The organism is Pantoea sp. nfd-35, from assembly GCF_056892255.1.
In genome coordinates this window covers 2,027,971-2,047,680 of record NZ_CP122403.1, presented here as the reverse complement: position 1 = coordinate 2,047,680, position 19,710 = coordinate 2,027,971, and the positions used below count along the sequence as shown (strand labels likewise).

Genomic DNA, 19,710 nt, shown 5'->3' with positions numbered 1-19,710 from the left:
GTAGTTTGGGGGAACATCATGGCCTATTTTATCGATCGCCGACTAAACGGTAAAAACAAGAGCGCGGTCAACCGCCAGCGCTTCTTGCGTCGTTACAAGTCTCAGATTAAGCAGTCGATCTCCGAGGCCATTAACAAACGCTCGGTCACCGACGTCAGCAGTGGCGAATCCGTTTCTATTCCGATTGATGACATCAACGAACCGATTTTCCATCAGGGACGCGGCGGGCAGCGCCACCGCGTCCATCCCGGTAACGATCACTTTGTGCAAAATGACCGCGTGGAGCGGCCGCAGGGCGGCGGTGGCAGCGGTTCAGGCCAGGGCAACGCCGGTCAGGACGGTGAAGGTCAGGATGAGTTTGTTTTTCAGATTTCTAAAGACGAATATCTGGACCTGCTGTTTGAAGACCTGGCCCTGCCCAACCTGCGTAAAAACCAGCATCGCCAGCTGAATGAGTATAAAACCCACCGCGCCGGTTTTACGTCTAATGGCGTACCGGCCAACATCAGCGTGGTACGCTCGCTACAGAACTCGCTGGCGCGCCGTACGGCGATGACCGCAGGTAAGCGCCGCCAGTTGCATGAGCTTGAGGATGCGCTGACGACGGTTGAAAAATCTGAACCGGCTCAGTTGCTCGAAGAGGAGCGCTTACGCAAAGAAATTGCCGAGCTGCGAGCACGTATCGATCGGGTGCCCTTCATTGATACGTTTGATTTACGCTATAAAAATTTTGAAAAACGCCCTGAACCGTCCAGCCAGGCCGTGATGTTCTGTCTGATGGACGTTTCGGGTTCAATGGACCAGGCCACCAAGGACATGGCAAAACGTTTTTATATTTTGCTCTATCTGTTCCTGAGTCGAACCTATAAAAATGTCGAGGTGGTCTACATTCGCCACCATACTCAGGCGAAAGAAGTTGATGAGCAGGAGTTTTTCTACTCACAGGAAACCGGCGGCACTATCGTGTCGAGTGCCCTTAAGCTCATGGATGACGTGGTGAAAGAGCGTTACGATCCGGCACAGTGGAATATCTATGCCGCGCAGGCCTCTGATGGCGACAACTGGGCCGACGATTCCCCCCTGTGCCACGAAATTCTGGCAAAGAACATTTTACCGGTCGTCCGTTACTACACCTACATTGAAATCACGCGTCGCGCGCATCAGACACTGTGGCGCGAATATGAACATCTGCAGTCTGTATTTGATAACTTTGCGATCCAGCACATTCGCGAGCCGGAGGATATCTATCCGGTCTTCCGTGAACTGTTTCACAAGCAGGCGATGGAAGCCTGACACATCAAGCCGACGCTCTGTCGGCTTTTTTTTTGCGTAATAACCTGTTAAAACATGGCCTTTCCTGCAACAACTCCTCCAACTCCTCTATTAATATCGTTTAAACGGATTAACCAAGGCATTAGCAATTGATATAAATTGCAAAATGACCATGACAACTCATTGATAAAACATTATCTTGCAGAGATAGCATGGATGTTTCTACACATTAGCTGACATTGACTGCCGAATCTCAGGAGACCGCGTTTGAACCACACTATTGTTTATAGTCTTTTTATTATTGGCTCCGTGCTGGTTGCGTCGAGTATCTTACTCAGCTCTTTTTCATCCCGTCTTGGCATTCCTATTCTGGTGATATTTCTGGCACTGGGCATGCTGGCCGGCGTGGATGGCATTGGCGGCATCGCCTTCGATAACTATCCCGCCGCTTACCTTATCTCTAACCTTGCCCTGGCGATTATCCTGCTGGACGGTGGGATGCGTACCAAAGCCAGCTCCTTCAAGGTGGCGCTGGGGCCGGCCCTGTCACTGGCAACGGTAGGCGTAATGATTACGGCTGGCCTGACCGGCGTGGTCGCGGCCTGGCTCTTCAGGCTGGATATGATGCAGGGCTTTCTGATCGGTGCCATTATTGGCTCTACCGATGCGGCAGCCGTTTTTTCACTGCTTGGGGATAAAGGCCTGAACGAACGCGTCAGCTCAACGCTGGAAATTGAGTCAGGCAGCAACGATCCCATGGCCGTGTTTCTCACTATCACGCTGATTGAAATGATCGAGCAGGGCAAAACCGGTCTTGACTGGATGTTTCTCGTGCATCTCATCCAACAGTTCGGCCTGGGCATCGTACTTGGACTGGGCGGCGGCTGGGCCCTGCAGCAGCTCATAAACCGCATCAACCTGGCACCCGGCCTGTATCCCTTGTTGGCACTCAGCGGTGGGATTCTGGTGTTCGCCCTGACAACGGTGCTGGAAGGCAGCGGCATTCTGGCCGTGTATCTGTGCGGCTTTTTACTGGGTAACAGCCCCATCCGTAACCGATTTGGCATTCTGCAAACCTTTGACGGTATGGCGTGGCTCAGTCAGATAGGGATGTTTATCGTGCTGGGCCTGTTGGTCACACCTTCCGATCTCTGGCATATTGCGGTTCCGGCAATGATCCTCTCCCTGTGGTTGATTTTGGTTGCGCGCCCCCTCTCCGTGTTTATCGGCCTGTTGCCCTTCCGCGGTTTTACAGGCCGTGAACGGATTTTTATCAGCTGGGTAGGCCTGCGGGGCGCGGTTCCGATCATCCTGGCGGTATTCCCGATGATGGCCGGACTTGAAAACGCATCACTCTATTTCAACATCGCCTTCTTTGTCGTGCTGGTCTCCCTGATGCTGCAGGGCACCTCTCTGGGCTATGCGGCAAAAAAAGCCAAAGTGGTGGTACCGCCCACGGCATCGCCTGTCAGCCGAATTGGGTTAGATATCCACCCGGAAAATCCCTGGGAGCAGTTTGTTTACCAGCTCAGTGCCGACAAATGGTGCGTGGGCGCTGCGCTGCGTGATTTACAGATGCCGCGTGAAACCCGCATTGCTGCCCTGTTTCGGGATAATGTGCTGATGCATCCCAACGGGGCGACACGATTAAAAGAAAACGACGTTATCTGCGTGATTGGACGCGAGCGTGACCTGCCTGCGCTAGGAAAAATGTTCAGTCAGTCGCCGCCCGTCGCGCTGGATCAGCGTTTCTTTGGTGACTTTATTCTGGATGCCGACGCGCGCCTGAACGACGTGGCGCAAATTTACGGCCTTGAACTGGACGAACAGACCAATGCTCAACAATCGCTCGGGCAGCTGATGCTTGGCATGCTGGGTGGCACGCCCGTCGTGGGCGATCAGGTTGAATGGAATCAACTGACCTGGACCGTGGCGGAAAAAGAAGATAATCAGATTGTGAAAATTGGTGTGCGCCCAAGTGAAGACAAAGAATAATCTTACTTCGCTGGCGCGTTAAATAGGCTGAATTGCACTACGCTTTTATAACATTCAGTGAAAACGGGAGTTATCCATGGGTCACGTGGTTAAAATTGGTCGCTACGAAATTGTCGATGCAGAATTCAGCAGCGAAAAACCGCTGACAGTGAGTATTCCCTGCCACACCAACCCCGGACTGAGCTATCAGCTCGACGGCTGGGATCACGACACCAGCGTTCCGGCATGGATCGACGATAAAGAGGTCATTTTACATATCGCTCACTACGATAAGCAGCAAGACCGGTGGGTATTAAAAGAACCGGCCTGAGCCTGAGTATTACCGCCAGTCAGTTGATTTGGCGGTAATTCCTAAAAAGTGGCCCTGGCCGCACGGCTTATAGGTTATACTTTTAAAATATTATTTTCCAAATCAGCCATTTAAGCCAATTCTGCGCAATTTTCACCTGGTTTTTTAAGAATTCTTCCGTATTAACTCCGTCAAATATCTCCTGCATACTCTCTTTCAGTGCTGCAATTTTACGTGACTCAAATCACGCTTAGTAACGGTTTATTTGTAGCATCAATGGCTCTAATGACTGTAACAAACTGAAAACATCCCGGTTTCGGGTTTTCAGTCGTTAACCCCTGAACGCGTACTTGATTCTGGTCAGGCCATCTTTTACTTAATTAAGAGAGCAGGTTTTATGGCAAGTACAATGGTAATAAACAATGCGAGTCGCTCATGGAGCGGTCTTCGTAAGAATATTCTGGTAAAGTTTGCACTGAGTTTTTCAGACCTTATTGCGCTGAACCTGGCGCTGTTTCTCTCTGCCGCTACCGTGCAGGGTATTTGGGGAGATTTGGATGCGTTTATTCCGCCGCATCAAATTGAAAACCGTTTTATTGCGCAGTTTATTATGTCGGTATTATGTACCGGCTGGTTTTGGATGCGCCTGCGTCACTACACCTACCGCAAACCCTTTTGGTTCGAACTGAAAGAAATTGTGAAAACACTGGTTGTTTTCTCCCTGCTCGATCTGGCATTAATCGCGTTTTCTAAATGGGACTTCTCCCGCATGGTGTGGGTGTTCAGCTGGAGCTATGCCCTGCTGCTGCTGCCGCTGCTGCGCGCAGGCGTTAAAAGTGCCATTAATAAAGCCGGTCAGTGGCAAAAAGAAACCATCATTATTGGCTCTGGCCGTAACGCTACCGAAGCCTATGCGGCCTTACAAAGTGAAGAAATCCTGGGATATAACGTTCAGGCATTTATTTCCGTAGAAGATGCGCCGCTGCAGCAGAGCGTGAATGGCGTACCGGTCATTTCTGCCAACGATATTAACTGGAGCACCATCGATCGCGACAACGTGCAGTTTATTGTCGCGATGGAGTACGAGCAGCAGCCGGAGCGCGATCGCTGGTTGAAGTTTCTGTCAAAAATGAACTGCCGGTCAGTGTCGGTGATCCCAACCCTGCGTGGCGTCCCGCTTTACGGCACGGATATGTCGTTTATCTTTAGCCATGAAGTGATGATTTTGCGCGTCAGTAATAACCTGGCAAAGCATTCGTCACGTTTCCTTAAGCGCAGTTTCGATATTGTTGTGGCGTCGTTACTGCTGCTGTTCCTGGCACCGGTCTTTGCCCTGCTCTGCTATATGGTCAAGCGTGATGGGGGCAATGCCATCTATGGTCACGAACGTATCGGGCAGGATGGCAGAAAGTTCAAGTGTCTGAAGTTCCGCTCAATGGTGACCAATTCCAAAGAGGTGCTGGAAAGCTTGCTGGCAACCAGTGAAGAAGCGCGTCGGGAATGGGACAAAGACTTTAAGCTCAAGAAGGATCCGCGTATTACCCGCATCGGCGGCTTCCTGCGTAAAACCAGCCTGGATGAGCTGCCGCAGCTGTGGAACGTGATCCGCGGGGAGATGAGCCTGGTGGGGCCGCGTCCGGTGATTGAGGCTGAGCTTGAGCGCTACGCCGGCGATGTGGATTACTACCTGATGGCGAAACCGGGAATGACTGGGCTATGGCAGGTCAGCGGACGTAACGATATTGATTACGATACCCGCGTCTATTTCGACTCCTGGTATGTTAAAAACTGGGCGTTATGGACAGACATCGCCATCCTGTTTAAAACGGCCGGTGTGGTTTTCCGCCGCGACGGCGCCTACTGATTTAGCATGCGATGCCTGTTTCAGCAGGCATCGCCATTTCTCCCGGTAATTTGCTTTCCTTTTTCGCTGTTAATCATTACCCTCTTTCCTCGCTTTATCGAACGTTTACCCTCTGGTTGCTATGCAAAAATATACCTTATTGCTATTGAGCCTGGTGCTGCTGGCACCTTTAGGCATTGATCTCTATTTACCCACGCTGCCGCAGATTGCTGAAGGCTTATCGACGCCCGTCGCCCTGGTACAAACCACGATCCCGCTTTTCTTACTGATTATGGGGCTGGGACAGTTGGTCAGTGGCCCGCTGGTGGACAACTATGGCCGTAAGCCCATCGCCTTACTGGGCCTGGCGCTGTACATCGCCGGCAGCGTCATTGCCGCGACGGCGACCACTTTCCCGCTATTTTTAATTGCCCGACTGGTTCAGGGCTGCGCGGTCTGCTGCAGCGCGGTGGTGGCTTTTAGCGGCGTGCGTGACCGACTCAGTGGTGATGACGCCGCCCGGGCTTACGGCTTCCTGAACGGGGCACTGAATATTGTGCCTGCTCTGGCGCCGTTGCTGGGTGGCATTCTGGCCAGCGCCTTCGACTGGCGCGCGCCGTTCTGGTTCCTGTGTGCCTATGCGGCAGTCGTGATGCTAATGGTCATCATCTGGCTGCCTGAAACGCGTCCGGCGGATACGCTGCGCGTGAAGGGCCTTCCGGTAAACCAGTACGCCGCGATTCTCCGCCAGCCGCGCTTTTTGGCGTTTGCCTTTGCCAATGCCGGCGCGCTGGGGATGGTGCTGACCTATGTCTCGCTGGCCCCGCAGGTATTAATGACCGAAGGGGGACTTTCGCCTCTGGCCTTCTCGTTTGCCTTTGGTGCAAATGGTTTTTGGATCATGCTGGTCAGCGTGGTGGTGAATAAAGCGATTCGCAAAGCGGGCCGACCATTTTGCCTTGCCATCGGTTTTATCACCATGTTGACGGGTGCCGTTCTGCTCGTGGCGGGAATGACCTTGTTGCCTGACAGCCTGCAGTTCCATTGGGCGCTGTATATGTTCCCGGTGGCGGTCGCCGTAGCCGGGCTGGCTTTCACCGTTGGGCCAGCAACCAGCTATGCGCTGGAACCCTTTCAGCAGCAGGCAGGCGTGGCCTCGGCGCTGCAGGGATTTATCCAGATGGCGGGAGGCGCAGCAGGCAGCCTGATCGTGGTGGCTCTGCCGGTAGCGGAGAAACTGTCATTAACGTTGATGATGCTGCTGGGCGCAGCGCTGGCCTTCCTGGCCTGGCGCTGCAGTAAGAAAATGCAAAGCCGGATTACCGCCGTTAACTGATTTTAACCGGAACGCGAGGGGCCAGCGCGCACATCAGCTCATAGCCCACCGTTCCGGCTGCTTTCGCCACCTGATCGATTTTGACATTTTCCCCCCATAACTCCACGGACGAGCCAATGCCAGCCTGCGGGCACGGCGTGAGATCCACCGTTATCATATCCATCGAAACCGCGCCGACAACCTGCGTCATTATCCCGTCAACGGCAACCGGGGTTCCTGTCGGCGCATGACGTGGATAGCCGTCCGCATAACCGCAGGCAACCACGCCGATACGCTGCGGCTGGGTTGCATGATAGCGATAACCATAGCCGACGCCATCACCGGCCTGCAGCTGCTGTACGCCGATAATCTCACTGCTCAGCGTCATGACCGGTTTTAGTCCGCTGCTGGCGATATCCTGCCAGTTCCCGCTTGGCGAAGCGCCATACAAGATGATGCCCGGACGTACCCAGTCGTAATGCGCTTCAGGATGCCACAACGTGCAGGCCGAATTGGATAATGACACCGGACTGTCCAGCCCTTCCGTAGCCTGTGCGATGCGTTTAAGCGGCTCGACGATTCCGTCAGGATTTTCCGCATCGGCAAAGTGCGCCATCAGGGTAATGTCTCCGACATTTTCGAGCGCACGCAGCTTATGCCAGATTCCGTTGACCTGTTCAGGACGAAACCCCAGCCGGTTCATGCCGCTGTTGATCTTGAGATAGAGATCAACGGGCGCAGAGAGCGTGGCGTTTGCCAGGGCGTGAATTTGCCAGTTGCTGTGCACGCTGGTCGTCAGCCGGTAGCGATCAATCAATGCCAGATCGTCAGGGTGAAAAAAGCCTTCAAGCAGCAATATCGGCTTCTTCCAACCCTGCTCGCGCAGCAAAATGGCCTCTTCCATGTTGAGTAGCGCGAAACCATCCGTGGCGGACAGGCTTTCCCATACGCGGGCGATGCCGTGACCGTAAGCGTTGGCTTTTACCACTGACCAGACGCGTGACGTCGGGGCCGCCCGGCGCACAATCGCCAGATTATGTCGCAACGCCTGTTGATCGATGGTCGCGACAATTGGACGTGACATATTCCTCTCCCTGAAGGCTTAACGTACTGCGTTAACGTTACGAAGCGGCGATCGGGTCGCCGCAAAACCGGGTAAATAACGAAAGACGGTAAGATCGTCCGCGGCTATCGCGGATGAGGTACCGGATATGACGTCAGCCAGTAACTGACCGGAGCCGCACGCCATTGTCCATCCCAACGTGCCGTGGCCGGTATTCAGGAAAAGATTCGAAAGCGGCGTGGCACCGACCACCGGCGTCCCGTCTGGCGTCATGGGACGCAGACCGGTCCAGAAGCTGGCCTGACTGACATCTCCCCCCTCAGGATAGAGATCTGTGACCACCATCTCCAGCGTTTCGCGACGCGCCTCCAGCAGTTTGGTGTTAAAACCCACAATCTCCGCCATACCGCCGACGCGAATACGGTTATCGAAGCGTGTCACCGCCACTTTATAGGTTTCATCGAGGATCGTTGAAACCGGGGCGGCATCGGGATTGGTCACCGGTATGGTCAGGGAATAGCCTTTGAGCGGGTAAACAGGAATATCGACGATGTTTTTCATCAACGAGGTTGAGTAGGATCCCAGCGCAACCACATAGCTGTCACCTTTGATCACTTCCTCACCGCACTTCACCCCATAAATACGATTACCATCACGCAGGAGCTGATCGATCGGCGTATTAAACCGGAAGACAACGCCAGCCTCTTCAGCCATTTTGGCCAGACGCTGCGTGAAAAGCTGGCAATCGCCGGTTTCATCGTTAGGCAGGCGCAAGCCGCCAGTGAGTTTATGCTGTGTTACTGCCAGTGCCGGTTCCACGCTGGCCAGCTGGTGCGCCTCCAGTAATTCATAGGGCACACCGGCCTCGCGTAGCACCGCAATATCTTTGCTGGCGCTGTCGAACTGCTGCTGGGTTCGAAACAGCTGCAGCGTGCCGCCCTGACGACCTTCATAGGCGATGCCGGTTTCCGCACGCAACGCTTTGAGACAGTCACGGCTGTATTCGGCCAGGCGGACCATACGGCTTTTGTTTTGCTGGTAGTGACGCATATCGCAATTGCGCAGCATGTTCCACATCCATTCGAGCTGGAAGCGACTGCCGTCCAGACGGATAGCCAGCGGCGCATGGCGCTGAAACATCCACTTCATCGCTTTAAGCGGCACGCCCGGCGCCGCCCAGGGGGCAGCATAACCGGGGGAGATTTGCCCGGCATTGGCGGCACTGGTTTCCATCGCAGGCTGAGGCTGACGATCGATCACGGTGACCTGGTGTCCGGCACGCGCCAGATACCATGCGCTCGTTACCCCTACTACGCCACTCCCAAGAATCACTACGTGCATAAGTCCCCCGCGAATTTAAAAAGCATAATCCACTGTGCAATGGTTTACATTCAGTGTGATCACAAAGTGGAAACATCCTCTAAACAATTCAACTATTTCACCTCTTTTTTCATCCGCAGGTAACTAAAATCATTTCACCCACTTAAATTCAGAGAGTTATGCGCCAATAGTGAAAAAAGCAGGCATAAATGACATTGTCTATAGTTAATTCCACCACTTTCAGGAGAATCATTCAAAGCGCGCCTTTTGGCCCAACTCCAGAATATTGTGCTAATAAATACCTACAATGTAGTCGGTAGAGCTATTTAATCCCAACCCCTTAAACCTGAAATGATTTTTCTGCCAAAGAATTCGTTTGAGTTCCCGGATCGGATAAGCGACAGTGAACTATCATTGATATGTTCACTCAGTTTTTTTGGGTTCCCTTTCTCAGGAAGAGCCTTAAATAAATCGCAACGGGCAACCCCACCGCGTGAGTCCGTTCGCCAAAACAGAGGTGCGCTATGACAACAATCTTTGACGATTCACTCATGGACAGCAAACGCATCAGCGATGGACCCGACTGGACCTTCGACCTGCTCGATGTCTATCTCGCTGAAATCGACCGCGTAGCCAAACACTACGGTCTGGATACCTACCCGCACCAAATAGAAGTGATCACCTCAGAGCAAATGATGGACGCCTACTCAAGCGTAGGGATGCCCATCAACTACTCGCACTGGTCTTTTGGCAAAAAATTTATTGAGACCGAGCAGCGCTATAAGCACGGCCAGCAGGGCCTGGCTTACGAAATCGTGATCAATTCCAATCCCTGCATCGCCTATCTGATGGAAGAGAACACGATGACCATGCAGGCGCTGGTGATGGCGCACGCCTGCTACGGGCACAACTCCTTCTTCAAGAATAATTACCTGTTTCGTAGTTGGACCGATGCCAGCTCCATCGTGGATTATCTGTTGTTTGCAAAGAATTATATTTCTGACTGCGAGGAGCGTTACGGGGTTGAAGAAGTGGAACGCCTGCTTGATTCCTGCCACGCGTTGATGAACTACGGTGTTGATCGCTACAAGCGTCCCCAGAAAATTTCGTTGCAGGAAGAGAAAGCGCGGCAAAAAAGCCGTGAAGAGTATCTGCAGAGTCAGGTGAACACGCTCTGGCGTACGCTGCCGCGCAAAGAGAAAGAAGCCACGCTGGTTGAGGCCGCGCGTTACCCTTCAGAGCCGCAGGAAAACCTGCTCTACTTTATGGAAAAGAACGCGCCCCTGCTCGAATCCTGGCAGCGGGAGATTCTGCGCATAGTGCGTAAGGTGAGCCAGTATTTCTATCCCCAGAAACAAACCCAGGTCATGAATGAAGGCTGGGCCACCTTCTGGCACTACACCATCCTGAACCACCTGTACGATGAAGGCAAAGTGTCCGAGCGCTTCATGATGGAGTTTCTCCACAGCCATACCAACGTCATCTATCAGCCACCGTATAACAGCCAGTGGTATAGCGGGATCAACCCCTATGCATTAGGTTTTGCGATGTTCCAGGACATCAAGCGCATTTGCCAGTCGCCAACCGAAGAAGATCGCTACTGGTTCCCGGATATTGCAGGTTCTGACTGGCTAAAAACCCTGCATTTCGCGATGCGTGAATTCAAGGATGAAAGTTTTATCAGTCAGTTCCTGTCGCCAAAGGTTATGCGCGATTTCCGCCTGTTTACCGTGCTGGATGACGATCGTAATAACTTTCTGGAGATCGCTGCCATCCACGATGAGGCGGGCTACCGTGCGATTCGTCAGCAGCTCTCCGCTCAGTACAACCTGAGTAACCTGGAGCCCAACATTCAGGTTTACAACGTTGACCTGCGTGGCGATCGTTCCCTGACGCTGCGCTATGTCCCGCAGAGCCGTGCGCCGCTGGACAAAAGCCGCCGGGAAGTGCTTAAACACGTGCAACGACTATGGGGATTTGACGTTATTCTGGAACAGCAAAACGAAGACGGGAGCGTTGAGCTACTGGACCGTAATCCACCGCGTAACTCCCCGCTTTAAGCGGAATGGGGAATAAAAAAAACCGGACGCCATGTCCGGTTTTTTATTAACGTTTGCTGCCTAAATCGTCCGGCAACGTTTTTTGCATCGAATGCCAGATATCGCCACTCTGACGACCATAGCGACGGACACATTCAACGATTTCGTCCTGAGTAGGCTCTTTGTCACACAGGTTGAGCAGCGTTTGATAAAAATCGCGTGCCACCTTACGCGCTTCCGGGTTGGAAAAGTAGTGGCGTCCAACGCGGGTGTAAAGCCCTTTCAGCCCATTCAGGATCAGGCCATAAATTGGGTTGCCTGATGCGAACGCCAGCCCGCGAAACACCCGGTAATCCAGTTCGGTATAGCTGTCTACCTGGTCTTCAGCACTGTTTACGGCTTCCAGCACCTCGCGTGCCTTCTCTGGATAATGGCGTAAGGCGCGACTGATAAAGATCGAAGAAATATTGGTTCGGACAGATAACAGGTTATCGATCAGGGCGGGTACGCTGTCATGATCGAGACGCGCCAGGGTTTCAAGAATATTAAGACCCGAGGTTTCCCAAAAATTATTCACGCGAGTAGGTTTGCCGTGCTGAATCGTCAGCCAGCCGTCACGCGCCAGACGCTGCAGCACTTCGCGCAATGTGGTACGTGTTACACCAATCAGTTCAGAAAGCTCACGTTCAGCAGGAAGAATGGATCCAGGCGGAAAACGGCTGTTCCAGATGCTTTCAATTATATACTCTTCAGCAAATCCGGCTGGACTCTGCGCCTTAATAACCATAACTGTGTGTTCTCATTGCTTTCTGGATCGTAATGGGGACTCATCATACCAGACGCCCTATAGCGGATACAGACTGCACAACCATTAAAAGCGCGGTTTAGCACAAAATTAAGACAGATTACCGCGATCATTACGGCCGTATTTACGCCAGCCTTACCTCAGCGTTTTGGGCGGGCGCATTGCTACCACGCGGTTCCCTCGCTTGCGGGATGTGACGCGCAAAAGAACATCAATATCACGCGGTTATCAGAATTTTTGTTAAGTCATTAATCTGGATCAGTGCCAGGTCATGTTTGTACATAATTTTTACCCAACGCAGGATGGCGCGCAGCGACTTTTGGTTTACACTGCGGGGCATTAACGTTTACAGGGAATGCAATATGTTGCGATATTTAAACCAATGTTCGCGTGGTCGCGGGGCCTGGTTATTACTGGCCCTCTCTGCACTGGCCTTGGAGCTTACGGCGTTGTGGTTCCAGTATGGTTTGGGCTTCAAACCCTGTGTAATGTGTATTTATGTGCGCTGTGCGCTGTTTGGCGTAGTGGCTGCAGGGCTTATCGGGTTTCTTCTACCACGTTCACCGTTGCGGCTGGTGGCCATTCTGGTCTGGATCTACAGCGCCTGGGAAGGCCTGCGGCTGTCTTACGAACACACGATGATCCTGCTGCATCCCAATCCTTTTGTGACCTGTGATTTCGCGGCCCGTTTTCCAACGTGGCTGCCGCTGGATAAATGGCTACCGTCGGTGTTCGTCGCCAGCGGAGACTGCTCAGATCGTGGGTGGGAATTCCTGTCGCTCAGCATGCCACAGTGGATGATCGGTGTTTTCGCTGCCTATCTGCTGGTCGGCATTTTGGTTCTGATCGCGCAGCCGTTAAAACCTAAGCGCCGGGATCTATTTGGCCGCTAACGTTAAAAAGGCTGCCACTGGCAGCCTTTAATGTATGTGCATCAGCCGTTACGATCCGGCCGATCAATAATATGATCTTCCCAGTCACGCACTTCGCTTTCCCGCACCGCAATATAACGCACCGAAATACGTTGAGCATGCATCTCAGTTTTGGAGCCCGCGCGCAGCGGATGCCAGGCCGGGAGCGGCTTCCCCTCGCCCAGCAGCCGGTAGGCGCAGGTACGGGGCAGCCAGTTGAAGGTGGTCAGGTTTTCGCGCGTCAGCTTGATACAGTCTTCTTCAAATTCAAACCGACGTTCGTAATTGCGACACTGACAGGTCTTTATATTGAGCTGATTACAGGCGACGTTGGTGAAATAGATTTCATCCGTATCGGCGTCCTGTAATTTGTTCAGGCAGCACTGGCCACAACCATCACACAAGGATTCCCATTCCTCATCGCTCATTTGTGCCAGGCGCTTATGTTGCCAGAAAGGGGTTTCAGTCATGATGATTGTCCAGATTTAGCCTAAACCGCACCTTATAAAGATATTGACGCGATGATGCAAGTTTTAGAGTACGCGCGTGCTGATGCCGTGGCCCGCAACAGAAACCTCAAGCGTATCGCCCGAGCGCATCGGCCCCACGCCTTCAGGCGTGCCGGTCAGGATGACATCACCCGCATGCAGGGTAAAATACTGACTCATATGTGCAATCAGTGGCAGAATTTTGTGGATCATATCGGCGGTGTTGCCCTGCTGGCGAACCTCACCGTTGACCACCAGCTTCAGCTCGGTATTCTGCGGGTCGCCTGAGAACTCAGCGACCGGAATAAATCCCGACACCGGACAGGCGTTATCAAAGGCTTTCGCTTTTTCCCACGGCTGCCCGGCTTTTTTTAAGCCTGCCTGCAGGTCACGCAGGGTTAAATCCAGCGCCACACCGTAACCGGCGATCGCTTGCGCCACGTGCGCTTCTGAAGCCTGCTTCAGGGTGGTGCCTATCAGTACGGCCAGCTCAACTTCGTGGTGCACTTCACCAAACTCATCGGGAACAGATAAAGGCTGGCGCAGATCGCACAAGGCCGTTTGCGGCTTAATAAAAATAACCGGCTCGGTCGGTGTCGCACTGCCCATTTCTTTGATGTGTTTCGCATAGTTGCTGCCCACGCAAACCACTTTGCTCACGGGATAATCTAACAAAGCGCCTTGCCAGTTACGATGCTGATACATGCTAATCCCCTGCTTAGAGTGCCGAAATGCCAGTCATGTCGGCGGATTGACGTTACTGACAGACAACACCTAAAGCCAGCCTGCCAGCTATCACTGAGATGCATAAACCTGACAGATGCGCGAGAATTGTCAATAAGTCAGCCAGGCTATTTGTGCGTCGCCGCCTTCATCTGACCGGTCAGGTTGCAAACAGCGCGCCGCAGCGGCGCGACTGTGCAATTATTATTCAGCCTCACGGGAATATAAATTTGCTGATGACGGCCCTGCAAAATTTATATTAAAGGAACAATCCGAGTTAATCTTTTCTATCCAGTTCGAGATGCGTTTTTAACAAACTTTCGATGGGTGGTGGAATTTGCAAATAATATCCCTGCTCGCTTAACCCCTGCTTCACTTTATTGATGTCCGCATTGGCCAGTTTGTCGCGCTGGGCCAGGTTCACCACCATCGCTAACTGAGGCTTACCAAAGCCTTTTAGCAGGGCCTCAGGAACGCGCGAAAAATCGTCTTTTTTTTCAACGTAGAGATAAGTCTGGTCGCGGACGGGACTTCTGTAGATCACACAAAACATATTTTTTACTCGAATTAACCAGCCGTGAGGCTTGTTTGAATATAGCGGTAACTATAACATGCTTGCAGTACTTCGAATATTCGCCGATCGCGCTTTAACGATGCTTTTATGATCGCTTAGCACAGGGTAGTAAAACAGGACTGAGTCGGGACAGATGCCGCAATCGCCAATCGAATTTAAGGGAAGCAGTTTTACCTTGTCCGTTGTTCATTTGCATCACCATGAGCCAGAGGTGATCCGCAAAGCGCTACAGGACAAAATTGACCAGGCGCCAGATTTCCTGAAAAACGCACCCGTGGTGCTGAATGTTGCGGCCCTTGATGCGGCCGTAAACTGGAAACAGATGCAGCAGGCCGTCAGCGCAACGGGGCTCCGTATCGTCGGCGTCAGTGGATGCAAAGACGAGGCGCTGAAAAAAATGATCGCCCGCGTCGGTCTTCCGGTGCTGGCCGAAGGTAAAGAGAGCCACAAGCGCGAAGCGCCGGAGCCGGAGTCAAAACCCGTTGCGACGGAAGCGCTGGTGGCGAAAACACGCATCGTTAACACGCCGGTGCGTTCTGGTCAGCAAATCTATGCCCGCAATGCGGATTTGATTGTCACCAGCAGCGTCAGCGCCGGCGCGGAACTGGTTGCCGATGGCAATATTCATATCTATGGCATGATGCGCGGCCGCGCGCTGGCGGGTGCCAGCGGTGACAGAGATTGCCAGATTTTTTGCACCAACCTGGCAGCAGAGTTGGTTTCTATCGCCGGGGAGTACTGGATCATGGATCAAATCCCCGAAGCGTTTTTTGCTAAAGCGGCACGCCTCTGCCTTCAGGACGGCGCGCTGACTATCCAGACACTTAATTAGGCCCCTTTTCTTTCGTTAAGGAAATCAACATTTATGGCACGCATTATTGTAGTTACATCCGGTAAAGGGGGCGTTGGTAAGACCACGTCAAGCGCGGCCATCGCCACCGGTTTAGCGCAGAAAGGCAAAAAAACGGTTGTCATCGACTTTGATATCGGCCTGCGTAACCTTGATTTAATCATGGGCTGCGAACGCCGTGTGGTTTATGATTTTGTTAATGTCATTCAGGGTGATGCCACGCTGAACCAGGCATTGATTCGTGATAAGCGCACAGAACAACTTTATATTCTGCCTGCCTCACAGACCCGCGACAAAGACGCCCTTACCCGCGAAGGTGTTGAGAAGGTGCTGAACGATCTGGCAGAGATGGCGTTTGACTTCATCGTTTGTGACTCGCCGGCCGGCATCGAAACCGGTGCGTTAATGGCGCTCTATTTTGCCGACGAAGCCATCATCACCACGAACCCGGAAGTTTCCTCTGTACGCGACTCTGACCGTATTCTCGGTATTATTTCTTCCAAATCCCGCCGTGCGGAAACCAGTCAGGAACCGGTTAAAGAGCATCTGCTGCTGACCCGTTACAATCCTGGCCGCGTTAATCGTGGTGATATGCTGAGCATGGAAGATGTTCTGGAAATCCTGCGTATTCCTCTGGTCGGCGTCATCCCGGAAGACCAGTCGGTTCTTCGTGCCTCTAACCAGGGTGAGCCGGTAATTCTCGATGGTGAGTCTGATGCTGGTAAAGCCTATGCCGATACCGTTGACCGGTTACTCGGTGAAAGTCGCCCCTTCCGCTTTATTGAAGAAGAGAAGAAGGGTTTCCTGAAACGCCTGTTCGGGGGATAAACCATGGCATTACTTGATTTCTTTTTATCCCGGAAGAAGAACACTGCCAACATAGCCAAGGAAAGGCTACAGATTATTGTGGCAGAACGGAGAAGGGGCGACAGTGAGCCCCACTATCTTCCGCAACTTAAGCGTGACATTCTCGAAGTGATTTGCAAGTACGTGAAGATTGATCCGGACATGGTGACGGTTCAACTCGACCAGAAAGGGGATGATATCTCCATTCTGGAACTGAACGTCACGCTACCTGAAACGGAAGACGTGCCTAAATGACGTCGACCGTTTCCTGATTTTCCCCTGCGCTGTACTGGCAGGGGGAAATTTCTTACATCTCGGCAAGGATGGTCATAATGCCGGGTTTCAGCACGTCGCCTCGCCACCCTGATAACAGTTCAGGTTCGCGGTTTTGTGGCTTCAGCCCCCAGTGCTGACTCAGTACCTGATTGATCTGTCGGCGCGATGCCAGCAGCTCCTGACTAAACCCGCTCTGCTCACTTACCTGCTGCCAGTGCTTTGATCGCTTTAAACGCCCGCTTATAGTTCACATGATCGACCAGATTGCTTAACGGCGGCGGCAGCTCGCTTTCAGCCAGTCCGGCTGCGTCTGCGACCTGCGCCAGCATCGCCCTGCCGTGAAAACGAATCTCATGGCCAGATAAGCCCAGGTGATCTAACTCACCCTGCGAGCCCGGCATGAAACGGGCGACTTTCCACAGGTTCTCTTCCCGCACCACAAAATTCACTGCCATGTCTTTTTCTCGGGCAACCTTGAGCCGCCAGGCCGCCAGGCGTTGCAGCGCCGCCAGCTGGCGCGGACGCAGCTGCCAGGCATTGGTGATATCGCGCCAGGCATCTTCCGGCGCTAAGCTATCCAGCCGACGCTGGCACAGGTTTTCACATTCGCTCAGCGCCGCCGCCATGTTCCCTGCCTGCTCAACCTGTTGCATGAGTTGATGAGCAATCGGCAACAGGTAATGCACGTCGGCAGCGGCATACTGGCACTGCCGTTCCGTCAGCGGACGCGCCAGCCAGTCCGTGCGCGCCTCACCTCTTATCTAATTCGACCTGGGTAAAGTGCGCCACTGGAGGCAAATCCCCAGGAAAGCGGTTGACCGCTAAAGGCCGCCAGAATCTGTGTATCAATCATCGGCTGTGGCAGTACCGCAAAACGGTGCAGGAAGACTTCCAAATCTTCGCCGCCCGCGTGCAAAAATTTCGTGACGCGGGTATCCGTTAACAGTTCGATAAACGGTGACCAGTCACGCACAGGTAACGGATCGATCAACACCAGCTGTTCGCCATCAAACAGCTGAATCAGTCCCAGCTGTGGATAGTAGGTACGGGTACGGACAAATTCCGTATCCAGGGCGACGGCCGTATGCTGGCGTGCTTTGTTGCACACCTCGGCCAGGCGATCATCGTTATCGATCAGGGAATAGTTCACGTTCAGTTTTCACCGCAGCCGACAACGTGCGGTGCTCCATGTTAAAAGCAATAAAAACGCCGGACAGAGCCGGCGTTCAACCTGAATCCTGACGGTGAATCAACCCGTGTGGGTTTTCACCTCGTCGCGCAGTTCACGACGCAGAATTTTTCCTACATTCGTTTTGGGTAGTTCATCGCGGAACTCAACGATTTTCGGCACTTTGTAGCCGGTGAGCTGACGACGACAGTGATCGAGCAGCTCTTCTTTGGTCAGCGAGGGATCTTTCTTCACCACACAGACCTTCACCGCCTCGCCCGACAGTTCGCTGGGCACGCCAATCGCAGCCGCTTCGCGCACTTTGGGATGCTGCATCAGAACGTCTTCAATTTCATTCGGATAGACGTTGAAACCTGACACCAGAATCATATCCTTTTTGCGGTCCACGATACGGATAAATCCTTCGTGGTCAACGGTAACAATATCCCCGCTGTGGAGCCAGCCATTTTTCAGGACTTCTGCCGTGGCCTCCGGATGCTGCCAGTAGCCATGCATCACCTGCGGACCCCGGATACACAATTCGCCGGGCTCTCCGGTTGGCACTTCATTGCCGTTTTCATCCAGAATGATCACGTCCGTAGAGGGCACCGGTAAGCCAATACTGCCCGTGTGGCAGCTGATGTCATAAGGATTGACGGAGACCAGCGGAGAGCACTCGGTCAGACCGTAGCCTTCCAGTAAATAGTGGCCGGTGAGTTTTTCCCAGCGCTCAGCGACGGCCTTTTGTACCGCCATCCCGCCCCCGGCAGAGAGGCGCAGGGTAGAAAAATCGAGTTTGGTAAAGCCATCGTCATTAAGCAGCGCGTTGAACAACGTATTCACGCCGGTAATGGCGGTAAACGGATATTTGGCGATCTCTTTAACAAAACCGGGAATATCACGCGGATTGGTGATCAGCAGATTCTGCCCACCCAGCTCAACAAACAGCAAGCCGTTAACGGTCAGCGCAAAGATATGGTAAAGCGGTAACGCTGTGACAACGCACTCCTTGCCATCCCGTAACAGCTTGCCGTAGGTGGCTTTCGTCTGTTCAAGGTTTGCCTGCATATTCCGGTGCGTCAGCATGGCACCTTTCGCCACGCCTGTCGTGCCGCCCGTGTATTGCAGAAACGCCAGATCCTCATTACTGACATCCGGGCGCTGATACGGCATTTTCTCTCCGGCTTCCAGTACGTGGCGAAACGCTATCGCACCCGGCAAATGGTACTTTGGTACCAGTCGCTTCACATACTTCACCACAAAGTTCACAAGGGTGGCTTTGACCGGTGCAAGCTGGTCGCCCATGCGGGTCAAAACAACGTGTTTGATCGCGGTCTCGCTGACGACTTTTTCTAACGTATGCGCAAAGTTAGAGACAATAACGATCGCGCTGGCACCGCTGTCATTAAGTTGGTGTTTTAATTCGCGCGGCGTATAGAGTGGGTTGACGTTGACCACGACCATTCCGGCCCGCAAAACGCCAAAGAGCGCAACCGGATATTGCAGCAGATTAGGCATCATCAGGGCAACACGGTCGCCCTGTTTCAGTTTCAACTCATGTTGCAGATAGGCGGCAAAGGCCCGACTTTTTTCGTCCAGTTGGCGATAGGTCATCTTTTGACCCATGTTGTAAAAAGCAGGTTGCCCGGCGTAACGGGCAACGGCCTGCTCAAACAGATCAACCAGAGAGCGGTAACGATCAGCATTAATTTCGGCAGGGACGTCTGCCGGGTAGCGTTTTAGCCAAACCTTATTCAAGGATTCACCCCGATAATCTTGTTGTGTACTCATCGCCGCCTCGACAATCGCATTTGTTAACAATATTTTAACTGATTGTACCAGTTTGCTCTTCTTGTCATGTTGAGGTTGCGAAGTCCATCACTAAATTTCGTCTTTGCAGACAATACAAATAAAAAGCCCGGCAGCGAGCACC

The 19,710-nt window shown here is 52.9% G+C and carries 17 protein-coding genes and 1 pseudogene; 10 read left to right on the top strand and 8 right to left on the bottom strand.

Annotated elements, in window-relative coordinates; translation table 11 throughout:
* Positions 1-18 precede the first annotated feature (18 nt).
* The 5 genes from P9J57_RS09540 (at position 19) to P9J57_RS09520 (ending at position 6,735) form a co-directional block, all read left to right on the top strand.
* Entirely contained in the window at positions 19-1,293 is a 1,275-nt protein-coding gene (locus P9J57_RS09540) for a YeaH/YhbH family protein (protein WP_013025992.1), read from the top strand.
* Between the two features lie 246 nt (positions 1,294-1,539).
* The gene (locus P9J57_RS09535) at positions 1,540-3,267 is read left to right on the top strand and encodes a potassium/proton antiporter (protein WP_019105126.1); all 1,728 of its coding nucleotides are present in this window, start codon (positions 1,540-1,542) and stop codon (positions 3,265-3,267) included.
* Positions 3,268-3,343: 76 nt separating this feature from the next.
* Entirely contained in the window at positions 3,344-3,577 is a 234-nt protein-coding gene (locus P9J57_RS09530; protein ID WP_013025994.1) for a DUF1480 family protein, read from the top strand.
* Between the two features lie 376 nt (positions 3,578-3,953).
* Positions 3,954-5,420 (top strand): undecaprenyl-phosphate galactose phosphotransferase WbaP, encoded by a 1,467-nt coding sequence (wbaP, locus tag P9J57_RS09525; RefSeq protein WP_014605710.1) that lies wholly within the window; start codon positions 3,954-3,956, stop codon positions 5,418-5,420.
* A 121-nt stretch (positions 5,421-5,541) separates the two neighbouring features.
* The gene (locus P9J57_RS09520) at positions 5,542-6,735 is read left to right on the top strand and encodes a multidrug effflux MFS transporter (protein WP_024472131.1); all 1,194 of its coding nucleotides are present in this window, start codon (positions 5,542-5,544) and stop codon (positions 6,733-6,735) included.
* On the opposite strand, the gene dadX is transcribed toward P9J57_RS09520, so the two are convergent.
* Both dadX and P9J57_RS09510 read right to left on the bottom strand, forming a co-directional pair.
* The gene (gene dadX / locus P9J57_RS09515) at positions 6,728-7,798 is read right to left on the bottom strand and encodes a catabolic alanine racemase DadX (RefSeq protein ID WP_014593840.1); all 1,071 of its coding nucleotides are present in this window, start codon (positions 7,796-7,798) and stop codon (positions 6,728-6,730) included. The two genes, P9J57_RS09520 and dadX, sit on opposite strands and share 8 nt — an antisense overlap.
* Before the next feature lie 18 nt (positions 7,799-7,816).
* Entirely contained in the window at positions 7,817-9,118 is a 1,302-nt protein-coding gene (locus P9J57_RS09510) for a D-amino acid dehydrogenase (RefSeq protein ID WP_483279483.1), read from the bottom strand.
* 503 nt (positions 9,119-9,621) lie between these two features.
* On the opposite strand from P9J57_RS09510, the gene P9J57_RS09505 reads away from it, so the two are divergent.
* Positions 9,622-11,157, top strand: a complete 1,536-nt coding sequence (locus tag P9J57_RS09505; protein ID WP_104933418.1) for a SpoVR family protein — start codon at positions 9,622-9,624, stop codon at positions 11,155-11,157.
* 46 nt (positions 11,158-11,203) lie between these two features.
* On the opposite strand, the gene fadR is transcribed toward P9J57_RS09505, so the two are convergent.
* Positions 11,204-11,923: a fatty acid metabolism transcriptional regulator FadR gene (gene fadR / locus P9J57_RS09500; RefSeq protein ID WP_013026000.1), complete on the bottom strand. Its 720-nt coding sequence runs from the start codon at positions 11,921-11,923 to the stop codon at positions 11,204-11,206.
* A gap of 380 nt (positions 11,924-12,303) precedes the next feature.
* On the opposite strand from fadR, the gene dsbB reads away from it, so the two are divergent.
* Complete coding sequence (gene dsbB, locus P9J57_RS09495; RefSeq protein WP_024472129.1) at positions 12,304-12,834, top strand: disulfide bond formation protein DsbB; 531 nt, start codon at positions 12,304-12,306, stop codon at positions 12,832-12,834.
* A 41-nt stretch (positions 12,835-12,875) separates the two neighbouring features.
* Here the strand turns inward: dsbB and P9J57_RS09490 are convergent, their stop codons facing one another.
* The 3 genes from P9J57_RS09490 to P9J57_RS09480 form a co-directional block, all read right to left on the bottom strand.
* Positions 12,876-13,322, bottom strand: coding sequence for a YcgN family cysteine cluster protein (locus tag P9J57_RS09490; protein ID WP_013026002.1), 447 nt, complete (start codon positions 13,320-13,322; stop codon positions 12,876-12,878).
* A 63-nt stretch (positions 13,323-13,385) separates the two neighbouring features.
* Complete coding sequence (locus tag P9J57_RS09485) at positions 13,386-14,045, bottom strand: fumarylacetoacetate hydrolase family protein (protein WP_483279482.1); 660 nt, start codon at positions 14,043-14,045, stop codon at positions 13,386-13,388.
* A 295-nt stretch (positions 14,046-14,340) separates the two neighbouring features.
* Positions 14,341-14,616, bottom strand: a complete 276-nt coding sequence (locus P9J57_RS09480) for a YcgL domain-containing protein (protein ID WP_013026005.1) — start codon at positions 14,614-14,616, stop codon at positions 14,341-14,343.
* A 154-nt stretch (positions 14,617-14,770) separates the two neighbouring features.
* On the opposite strand from P9J57_RS09480, the gene minC reads away from it, so the two are divergent.
* From minC to minE, 3 genes are read left to right on the top strand one after another with little or no spacing between them, the layout of a single operon-like run.
* Complete coding sequence (gene minC / locus P9J57_RS09475; RefSeq protein ID WP_013026006.1) at positions 14,771-15,469, top strand: septum site-determining protein MinC; 699 nt, start codon at positions 14,771-14,773, stop codon at positions 15,467-15,469.
* Between the two features lie 33 nt (positions 15,470-15,502).
* Entirely contained in the window at positions 15,503-16,315 is an 813-nt protein-coding gene (minD, locus tag P9J57_RS09470) for a septum site-determining protein MinD (RefSeq protein ID WP_014593844.1), read from the top strand.
* 3 nt (positions 16,316-16,318) lie between these two features.
* A complete protein-coding gene (gene minE / locus P9J57_RS09465) occupies positions 16,319-16,588 on the top strand; it encodes a cell division topological specificity factor MinE (RefSeq protein ID WP_010616394.1) in 270 nt (89 codons plus the stop codon).
* A 52-nt stretch (positions 16,589-16,640) separates the two neighbouring features.
* Here minE and rnd read toward each other — a convergent pair.
* Positions 16,641-17,759: pseudogene (rnd, locus tag P9J57_RS09460) on the bottom strand (ribonuclease D).
* Between the two features lie 99 nt (positions 17,760-17,858).
* On the bottom strand, positions 17,859-19,535 hold the full coding sequence (fadD, locus tag P9J57_RS09455; RefSeq protein WP_126843543.1) for a long-chain-fatty-acid--CoA ligase FadD: 1,677 nt from the start codon (positions 19,533-19,535) through the stop codon (positions 17,859-17,861).
* Between the last annotated feature and the right edge of the window lie 175 nt (positions 19,536-19,710).

Bases quoted from the DNA above. Each gene is read 5' to 3' on its own strand.
- P9J57_RS09510 (WP_483279483.1), bottom strand. From the start codon at position 9,118: ATGCACGTAGTGATTCTTGGGAGTGGCGTAGTAGGGGTAACGAGCGCA.
- minD (WP_014593844.1), top strand. From the start codon at position 15,503: ATGGCACGCATTATTGTAGTTACATCCGGTAAAGGGGGCGTTGGTAAG.
- P9J57_RS09480 (WP_013026005.1), bottom strand. From the start codon at position 14,616: ATGTTTTGTGTGATCTACAGAAGTCCCGTCCGCGACCAGACTTATCTC.
- P9J57_RS09530 (WP_013025994.1), top strand. From the start codon at position 3,344: ATGGGTCACGTGGTTAAAATTGGTCGCTACGAAATTGTCGATGCAGAA.
- fadR (WP_013026000.1), bottom strand. From the start codon at position 11,923: ATGGTTATTAAGGCGCAGAGTCCAGCCGGATTTGCTGAAGAGTATATA.
- P9J57_RS09540 (WP_013025992.1), top strand. From the start codon at position 19: ATGGCCTATTTTATCGATCGCCGACTAAACGGTAAAAACAAGAGCGCG.
- wbaP (WP_014605710.1), top strand. From the start codon at position 3,954: ATGGCAAGTACAATGGTAATAAACAATGCGAGTCGCTCATGGAGCGGT.
- P9J57_RS09520 (WP_024472131.1), top strand. From the start codon at position 5,542: ATGCAAAAATATACCTTATTGCTATTGAGCCTGGTGCTGCTGGCACCT.
- minE (WP_010616394.1), top strand. From the start codon at position 16,319: ATGGCATTACTTGATTTCTTTTTATCCCGGAAGAAGAACACTGCCAAC.
- P9J57_RS09490 (WP_013026002.1), bottom strand. From the start codon at position 13,322: ATGACTGAAACCCCTTTCTGGCAACATAAGCGCCTGGCACAAATGAGC.
- P9J57_RS09505 (WP_104933418.1), top strand. From the start codon at position 9,622: ATGACAACAATCTTTGACGATTCACTCATGGACAGCAAACGCATCAGC.
- dsbB (WP_024472129.1), top strand. From the start codon at position 12,304: ATGTTGCGATATTTAAACCAATGTTCGCGTGGTCGCGGGGCCTGGTTA.
- minC (WP_013026006.1), top strand. From the start codon at position 14,771: ATGCCGCAATCGCCAATCGAATTTAAGGGAAGCAGTTTTACCTTGTCC.
- P9J57_RS09485 (WP_483279482.1), bottom strand. From the start codon at position 14,045: ATGTATCAGCATCGTAACTGGCAAGGCGCTTTGTTAGATTATCCCGTG.
- dadX (WP_014593840.1), bottom strand. From the start codon at position 7,798: ATGTCACGTCCAATTGTCGCGACCATCGATCAACAGGCGTTGCGACAT.